Source organism: Vibrio sp. V42_P2S4T144 (assembly GCF_009904715.1).
GTDB classification, from domain to species: Bacteria; Pseudomonadota; Gammaproteobacteria; order Enterobacterales; family Vibrionaceae; genus Vibrio; species Vibrio alginolyticus.
The window spans coordinates 1-8,760 of record NZ_WXWS01000066.1; the positions used below are offsets into that span (position 1 = coordinate 1).

The following is an 8,760-nucleotide window of genomic DNA, read 5'->3' on the forward strand; positions in this document are numbered from 1 at the left end:
GAAATATTTAGTAACTGGCGCAGCGGGTTTTATTGGCGCTAAAACCATTGAAGTGCTTTTGAGTAAAGGTGCGAGTGTTGTTGGTGTAGATAATATTAATGACTACTATGATGTTAATCTTAAAGAAGCTCGACTACTGACGATCAACAATAGTGAGCGATTCGAATTTGTAAAGATGGATCTCTCGGATAGACAAGCTGTAGCTGATTTCTTCGCTAACAACCAGTTTGATTGTGTTATCCACTTAGCAGCTCAAGCTGGTGTGAGATACTCTATAGAAAACCCGATGGCCTATGCGGATTCTAACTTAGTTGGTCACCTAAACATCCTAGAGGGTTGCCGACATTCAAAAGTTAAGCATCTAGTTTACGCATCGTCATCTTCTGTTTATGGCTTGAATCAAAAAACACCTTTTGAAACAAGTGATACGGTTGATCATCCAGTTTCTTTGTATGCGGCGACGAAGAAATCAAATGAGTTAATGGCACACTCATATTCTCACTTGTATGACTTACCGACCACTGGATTGCGGTTCTTCACCGTTTACGGTCCATGGGGTCGTCCTGACATGGCACCTTTTATTTTCACTAAGAAGATATTAGAGGGCGATACAATTGATATAAACAATAATGGCGATATGTGGCGAGACTTCACTTACATTGACGACATTGTTGAAGGTATTGTACGTATTTCTGAGCTTATCCCTCAAAGAAATGACGACTGGACCGTTGAATCCGGTACGCCTGCTTCTAGTTCTGCTCCATATTCTGTTTACAATATCGGTCACGGTAGTCCAGTTAACCTTATGGACTTCATCACGGAAATCGAATCTGCGCTTGGTATTGAAGCGAAAAAGAACTTCCGCGAGATGCAGCCTGGTGATGTGTATAAGACTTATGCTGATACCTCTGATTTATTCGAAGCGACTGGCTATAAACCTCAAGTTGGTCTTAAACAAGGCGTTCAAGCCTTAGTTGATTGGTATCGCGAGTTTTATAAGGTTTAGGTAGTTAGATGAAAACGGTTGCGATTTCAGCAAATACAAGTTGGTATTTATATAATTTCAGAAGAAACACCATTACGGCGTTGTTGGACGCTGGTTATCAGGTTGTAGCTATAGCCCCTAAAGATGATTATTCACCGAAACTTGAATCACTTGGAGCAAGCTTTTGTCATATCAACATTGACCAAGGGGGTACAAATCCTGTTAAAGATATTGGTACGTTTTTCTCATTTATCAAAATCTTTAAGAGCGTCAAACCCGATGTGGTACTGAACTTTACTCCAAAGAATAATATCTACGGTACGTTAGCTGGGCATTTTGTTGGCTCTAAGTCGGTCAATAATATTGCCGGCTTAGGTATGGTCTTTATTAATGAAGGCCTTACGTCTAAGATTGCCAGATTGCTGTATAAAATGAGCCAATCTAAAGCAAGTAAGATCTTCTTTCAAAATGAAGACGATAAAACGTTGTTTTTGGAGAACCGGTTAGCGCCATCGTATCTTGTTGATCGTTTACCTGGTTCGGGAGCTGATCTCAACCGTTTTCAAGTTAGCCCTGCAAATGATGACGGTGTAATTCGCTTTTTATTGATTGCCAGAATGTTGTACGACAAAGGCATTGGTCACTACGTTGAAGCGGCTCGCGCATTGAAGTCTAAACATGGTGATAAGGTTGAATTTCGATTACTAGGTTTTCTTGATGTTAATAACCCTTCAGCTGTCTCTAGTAGTGATATGCAAAAGTGGGTTGATGAAGGCATTGTAAGTTATCTTGGCACTTCTGATTGTGTAGAAGAGGAGATTGCGAAGGTAGATTGCATGGTGCTTCCTTCATTCTATCGAGAGGGAGTACCTAAATCGTTACTTGAAGCGGCGGCAATGGGGAAACCCATAGTAACAACTGACAATGTTGGTTGTCGTGAAACGGTTGACGATGGAGTCAATGGTTATTTATGTACTCCTCGTTCGACAGAGAGTTTAATTGAAAAACTGGATTTGGTGATCAACCTCACTCATCAAGAAAGGTTAACAATGGGACAATTCAGTCGTCAAAAAGTTGAACGAGAGTTTGATGAGCAGTTAGTCATACAAAAATACTTGGACGCAGTGGAAGATTGCTTTCAAAAAGAAAAAACTCAAGCAGAAGGCCTCAGTGCCAGCTAGCAAAACTAAATAAAATAAAGAGTTATGATCAAAAAGATTTCAGTGGATGAAGTAACGATAATTACCCTATCGTTGGCTTGTAGTTGTGGCGTCGCGGCAAACGAATTGCAGACGCTAAATTCTAACCAAAGCTTTAGTGGACTGGTTTTTAACCCTAATGCTCAAGTTAAAGAGTATGGCGACTTTGGTGTATCTTTTGCCCAAGGGCGCCCTTGGCTTGACGAGGTGCAAGGTTTAGATTCTATAAAAGTATCTTTCGGCCTCATTGAAGGGTTAGAGGCTCATGGTAGTATCGTTACTTATGATTATAACTCGAACTGTTTTAAAACAGGCTGTGGCGGTATTCGAGATTTATCATTATCACTGAAGTATCAGGTTCCCAATTTTTGGGGGAATGAGAACTTAGATTTTGCTTTGGGTATGCAAGATGTCGGTGGGGCTGCAAATAAGCTCATGACTAATTTTGCCGTCGCTGATTATACGTTTAATGCACTTCCCTTAAGGGTTTCTGCTGGTTTCGGTCAGTCAGAAGAGCGTTTGATGGGTGTTCTAGATGGCCCTTTTGGTGGCTTTGAATACCAACCTTTTGACTTTGTTCAACTAGTAGGAGAGTACGATTCAGTAGAATTCAACTCTTCTATAAAAGTGTTCACTCCCGATGATTTACTGCCTAATGATATAACCGCCTCATTAAGCTACCAGATTTATTCTGGTCATGAATCGGATGGTTCAAGCGTTTGGAGTGCTGCACTCTCGATGCCATTGATAACGGAATACTCTCGCTCTCGCGACTACGCGAAGAATAATATGACGTTAATGGATCGTTTAGTCGTTGAGCAAAACAAAGCGCAACAAGCGTCAATTTCCTCTTTGGTTAGTGCGTTAAAAAATGAAGGCTTCGTTAATGTTCAAGTGGGTGTATCAAATGACAAAGTTGTGGTGGCTGTAGAAAACCGCCGCTACAACCATAACCAAGTTGACGGACTAGGTGTCGCTCTGGGTATTGTGTCGAGTCATTTAGGTCAAAATGCGGCGCAAGATATAGGCGCTGCATCGGATCAATTTGAACTTGTGATGCTTGCCAACCAAAAACCAGTGGTCAGCGTTTTGTCTGACTCTAACTGTTACCAAAGTTTTGTCAATGGTAGCGCAGCTTGTGATGACATTCAGTTTATCACGCGCGATTTGTCGGAAAGATTAGACATGGTTGATTGGAAAACGGAGCGAGTTAATTCAGGCACTTTAGATTCGCAGATCGTGCTTTCTCCTATGGTAAGGCATGGTTTTGCAACCGAGTACGGTGTGTATGATTACTCTTTTGCTATGTCTAGCAACTTATACACCTACCTATGGTCTGGCGCGGCAATTGATGTTCGTCATATTTTACCTTTAGCAGAAAGTGACGATTTTGAAGAAGGTGGGTATTTCGAAGATAGCGCGTACGAGAACGAGATTGATCGTGCAATGGTGCATCAGTTCTTCCGTTTACCATATGTCGATATTGCTAACCAGGTCTCTCTAGGCTTGGTTAAGTCGGATTATATCGGTGCGCGCAGCGAATCAGCTTGGTTCTCTCAATCGGGCAACCATGAGTTGGGACTAGAGATGAGCTACTTCCAACATCAAGACGAAAAAGACAAAAATGGTTATGCGAATCCAGACCGCCAAACCTTTTTAACTCGTTACACATTCTCTATGCCAGAGTGGGATTGGCAGTTTAACGCAACTGCTGGCGAGTTTTGGAAAGGGGATGTTGGCGCAAAATTCACGACATCACATTGGTTTGAAGACATTGAAGTATCAGCAAGTTATCAGGTGACAAAGTTTAACGATACAGACGAAGAGCAGTTTGTCACTGTGTCAGTAAAACTGCCATTAACGCCATGGCGCGATATGTCGCCGGGAGTGATACAAGTTCGTGGTAACGAGGCTTATGATTTCAACGTTACGACTCGAGTTGGCAACGATACAAACTATTTGGCAGCAGGCCAGGGTGATGAACTCGTGATGGATAATAGTATGCTTCGCCGCTACTTTAACCGAGGCCGTTATGGTCAAGAGTACTTTGAGCAGAACAAGCTTCGCATTCGTAATGCTTATTTGCGTTACTTGGGTACTCAATTGAATTAAGTTGTGTTGCTAGTTAGGCTTTTAGTTAATTGCCGCACTCTACCGAGAGTGTCGGTGTTTTGATATGCTAGCGTCAGTTAAATAATAGGAAATAAAAATGAAAATTGCTGTAGCAGGCACGGGCTACGTCGGTTTGTCCAATGCCATGTTATTGTCACAAAACCATGAGGTTGTGGCGGTTGATATTATCCAAGAAAAAGTGGACTTGTTGAATGACAAGAAATCTCCAATTGTTGATGCGGAAATCGAACATTTCCTTGCAAACAAAGAACTCAACTTTATCGCGACGCTAGATAAAGAGCTGGCTTACAAAGACGCGGAGTTTGTTGTTATTGCTACACCAACGGATTATGACCCTCAAACGAACTACTTTAATACTTCTTCAGTTGAAGCAGTGATTAAAGATGTGATGGCAATTAATCCAGATGCAGTTATGGTGATTAAGTCGACTGTACCTGTGGGTTATACTGCGCGCATTAAAGAGGAGCTCGGTTGTCAGAATGTTATGTTCTCTCCAGAGTTTCTTCGTGAAGGTAAAGCTCTTTACGATAACCTACACCCGTCTCGCATTATCGTTGGTGAGCGTAGCGAACGTGCAGAGAAGTTCGCTAATCTTTTAGTTGAAGGTGCGGTAAAAGAAGACATCTCGGTTTTGTTTACTGACTCTACAGAAGCCGAAGCGGTTAAGTTGTTCTCAAACACATACCTAGCGATGCGCGTAGCTTATTTCAATGAGTTAGATTCGTATGCTGAAGCACACAACCTTGATGCTCGCCAAATTATTGAAGGTGTTGGCTTAGACCCTCGTATTGGCAATCACTACAACAACCCGTCATTCGGTTATGGTGGTTACTGCTTACCAAAAGATACAAAGCAATTGTTAGCAAACTACCAAGAAGTTCCTAATAACATCATTGGTGCAATTGTTGATGCAAACCGCACTCGTAAAGATTTTATTGCAGACTCCATTATCAAACGTCAGCCAAAAGTAGTGGGCATTTACCGCTTAATTATGAAAGCTGGTTCAGATAACTTCCGCGCTTCGTCTATTCAAGGCATTATGAAGCGTATTAAAGCGAAAGGTATTGAAGTAGTGGTTTACGAGCCGGTACTGCAGGAAGATGAGTTCTTCCATTCTGCCGTTATCCGCGATATTGAAGAGTTCAAACAAATGTCTGATGTTATTGTTTCTAACCGCATGGTTGAGGAACTAGCTGATGTGGCTGATAAAGTTTACACCCGTGACCTGTTTGGTAGCGATTAATTAGTCTTTATATTCAAAATAATGTAATAGGCTCCCTCAGAGGAGCCTTTTTTTAGTTGGTAATGGTTATGATTAAAAAATGTTTATTCCCAGCAGCGGGTTACGGTACACGTTTCCTTCCTGCAACTAAGTCGATGCCGAAAGAAATGATGCCAGTGGTGAACAAGCCATTGATTGAATACGGTGTTGAAGAAGCGATTGAAGCCGGTATGGACGGTATGTGCATCGTCACGGGTCGTGGTAAGCACTCGTTAATGGATCACTTTGATAAAAACTACGAGCTAGAGCATCAAATTAGCGGTACAAGTAAAGAAGCGCTGCTTGATGATATTCGTTCTTTGATTGATTCTGCGAGTTACACTTACATCCGTCAGCGTGAAATGAAAGGCTTAGGTCACGCTATTCTTACGGGACGTGAATTGGTCGGTGATGAACCGTTTGCTGTTGTGCTCGCGGATGACCTTTGTGTGAATGAGGACAAAGGCGTTCTAGCGCAAATGGTTGAGCTGTACAAACAGTTCCGCTGTTCAATCGTTGCGGTACAAGAAGTGCCGGAATCAGAAACGCATAAATACGGTGTGATTGCTGGCGAGATGATCAAAGATGATATCTTCCGCATTGATAACATGGTTGAAAAGCCAGAGCCAGGTACTGCACCTAGCAATCTAGCGATTATTGGTCGCTATATTCTGACACCTGATATCTTTGAACTGATTGAAAATACAGAGCCAGGTAAAGGTGGTGAGATTCAAATCACCGATGCGCTGATGCAACAAGCTCAATCTGGTTGTGTTTTGGCATACAAATTTAAAGGTCAACGCTTTGATTGCGGTAGTGTAGAAGGCTACATTGAAGCTACAAATTACTGCTACGAGAACCTTTATAAGAAAGATTCCAGTGCGGAGCTAGCGAAAAAGCCAACCGTGAAAATTGCCGAGCCAGCGTAGGTCGGAACTTTCTATTAGGTACTCCGACGGTACAACACAAACAAAAAGGGATGCATGATGCATCCCTTTGTTATTTCTACTCTCAGTAAAAACGAGATTACGCTTTTGCTTTAGCCGCTGCTTTAGCGATTGCTGCGAAGCTTTTCGCGTCTAGAGAAGCACCGCCAACTAGAGCACCGTCGATGTCTGGTTGTGAGAAGTAAGCTTCAGCGTTTTCTGGCTTAACAGAACCACCGTATTGGATGATTACTTGTGCTGCAACTGCTTCGTCTTTCGCTGCGATTAGTGCGCGGATAGAAGCGTGGATGCGTTGTGCATCTTCAGCTGTTGCTGCTTTACCAGTACCGATAGCCCAGATTGGTTCGTAAGCGATGATTGCGCCGTTTAGAGCTTCAACACCGTAAGTGTCGATAACTGCGTTGATTTGACGTGCACATACTGCTTCAGTTTCGCCAGCTTCGTTTTGCGCTTCAGATTCACCGATACAGAAAACAGGTGTTAGACCGTTTTCTTTTAGGAAGTTGAATTTCTTAGCGATGAACTCGTCAGATTCGTTGTGGTATTCACGACGCTCTGAGTGACCGATGATGATGTGAGTAGCACCGAAATCTTTCAGCATTTCTGGAGACATATCGCCAGTGAACGCACCGCTGTTGTTTAGGTCAGTGTTTTGAGCACCTAGGATGATCTTGTTACCGCCTTCAGCGATTACGCGCTCTGCTAGGTCGATGTAAAGTGCTGGTGGAGCGACTGCTACGTCAACACCTTCAACGCCTTCAAGTTCAGCGTTAAGACCAGTTAGCAGCTCAGTTACCATTGCTTTGCTGCCGTTTAGTTTCCAGTTACCCATCACTACAGGACGACGCATAGGAATATCTCCCTTATCTTTAATGTAAATAGTCAATTAATGTAAAAAAATCTACGTAGGAATATAACAGAATAATGTGAACAGATCATGATTGGCGTCATGTCTTGTCCGGCTTTCTTTACTGATTCGACCAAGCATCGATCCTGTTATTTTTGTCAAAAGCAACCGATTGGTGATCGCGTAGACAGAATGATAGTTCATTCCTCGGAAATTGCTGCTGAGATTGGTATTACTACGCGCTGGAATTAATTGTTGTAGAAAGGAATCAAAATGCCAAATCTCGTTTTAGAGTATTCAAACTCGGTGGAAGAACGCGTCAATGTTCAGGGGTTGCTGGAGGATTTACATAAAACGGCGTTAGAAAGTGGCCTCTTTGAACTCGCGTCAGTGAAATCTAGAACGCTCCGGTGCCACAATTGGTTAATAGGAGAGGAGGGTGATAGCCTCGACTTTATCCATATCAACTTTGATTTGTTATCTGGTCGCTCCCAAGAACAAAAGCGAGAACTGTCACGAGCCTTGATGGCGACACTTCAAGAGCAAGCCAGTCACGTGCACAGTTTAACAGTCAATATCCGAGACATAGATATAGATAGCTTCCAAAAGGTCGTGAACTAGGTTGCGCTGAATTGCCCGAGAATAGCGAGGGGTTATTGCTACGAATTCTCAGCCTGGCTCTGCTTATTGTAAGGTCGTTGTGGGCACCCAAGCTATCGGTGTCCTTTCCAAACTATATCGACTCGGCTAATCTATAACCTTTCTACTTTGGGGTAAAATTTGATGTCGACTAAAGAGTTACTGTTTTCTTTTCAAGGACGTATAAACCGTAAAACCTACTGGATTTGGAACGTCATTTACTATGTGTCCATTCTAGGCTTTGGTGCCGGTATTAGCCAGCTGCTTCCTACTCTCTCTTATGTGCTTCTTCCTATTTTCTTGGTGGTTCTGTTGATCCCTGATTTGGCGATCACCACCAAGCGTTGGCACGACCGCAACAAATCGATATATTGGCTAGCACTGAATATTCCGTTGATTATAGGCCGAATTGCCACGCCAATGACTAGCCCTGCCGCGCAAGAGCCGTCGACCCCACAGATGTTCGTCGCTTCCATTTCTCTGATTTGTGGTTTATGGATTCTAATTGAATGTGGTCTCTTAAAGGGGACATCAGGACCAAACCAATATGGCCCTGAGCCGGAGTAATTGCCTCAAGTATCGTGCGTGCTGAAAGTAGATTCTTAGTCTCGCTAAGGCTCGCTAGAATGACGAACTCTTTTGATTTAGATACTGTTAAAGCCACTGTCATTCTGAACAGCGAGGAATGAGCGTGGTCCAGAATCTATCATCCGGTTGAGCAGTGGTTAAGCTGAGCGGGAAAGAATAGG

General features: G+C 42.8%; 8 protein-coding genes. 7 read left to right on the plus strand and 1 reads right to left on the minus strand.

What is annotated here, in order from left to right; all coding sequences use genetic code 11:
* The 5 genes from CAG68_RS02025 to galU all read left to right on the plus strand — a co-directional run.
* On the plus strand, positions 1–1,006 hold a 1,006-nt coding region (locus CAG68_RS02025; RefSeq protein ID WP_161440727.1), incomplete at its 5' end, for an SDR family NAD(P)-dependent oxidoreductase.
* Positions 1,007–1,014: 8 nt separating this feature from the next.
* Positions 1,015–2,166, plus strand: a complete 1,152-nt coding sequence (locus CAG68_RS02030) for a glycosyltransferase family 4 protein (RefSeq protein WP_161440728.1) — start codon at positions 1,015–1,017, stop codon at positions 2,164–2,166.
* A 24-nt stretch (positions 2,167–2,190) separates the two neighbouring features.
* Entirely contained in the window at positions 2,191–4,296 is a 2,106-nt protein-coding gene (locus CAG68_RS02035) for a YjbH domain-containing protein (RefSeq protein ID WP_161440729.1), read from the plus strand.
* A 97-nt stretch (positions 4,297–4,393) separates the two neighbouring features.
* Entirely contained in the window at positions 4,394–5,560 is a 1,167-nt protein-coding gene (locus CAG68_RS02040) for a nucleotide sugar dehydrogenase (RefSeq protein ID WP_025604212.1), read from the plus strand.
* A 68-nt stretch (positions 5,561–5,628) separates the two neighbouring features.
* A complete protein-coding gene (galU, locus tag CAG68_RS02045) occupies positions 5,629–6,507 on the plus strand; it encodes a UTP--glucose-1-phosphate uridylyltransferase GalU (RefSeq protein ID WP_005397961.1) in 879 nt (292 codons plus the stop codon).
* A gap of 97 nt (positions 6,508–6,604) precedes the next feature.
* Here the strand turns inward: galU and tpiA are convergent, their stop codons facing one another.
* Positions 6,605–7,375 (minus strand): triose-phosphate isomerase, encoded by a 771-nt coding sequence (tpiA, locus tag CAG68_RS02050; RefSeq protein ID WP_005384863.1) that lies wholly within the window; start codon positions 7,373–7,375, stop codon positions 6,605–6,607.
* A gap of 270 nt (positions 7,376–7,645) precedes the next feature.
* On the opposite strand from tpiA, the gene CAG68_RS02055 reads away from it, so the two are divergent.
* Complete coding sequence (locus CAG68_RS02055) at positions 7,646–7,993, plus strand: 5-carboxymethyl-2-hydroxymuconate Delta-isomerase (protein WP_005379524.1); 348 nt, start codon at positions 7,646–7,648, stop codon at positions 7,991–7,993.
* Between the two features lie 162 nt (positions 7,994–8,155).
* Positions 8,156–8,578 carry a DUF805 domain-containing protein gene (locus CAG68_RS02060; RefSeq protein WP_005379526.1) on the plus strand — a complete coding sequence of 141 codons (423 nt, stop codon included), beginning with the start codon at positions 8,156–8,158 and terminating at the stop codon, positions 8,576–8,578.
* Positions 8,579–8,760 lie beyond the last annotated feature (182 nt).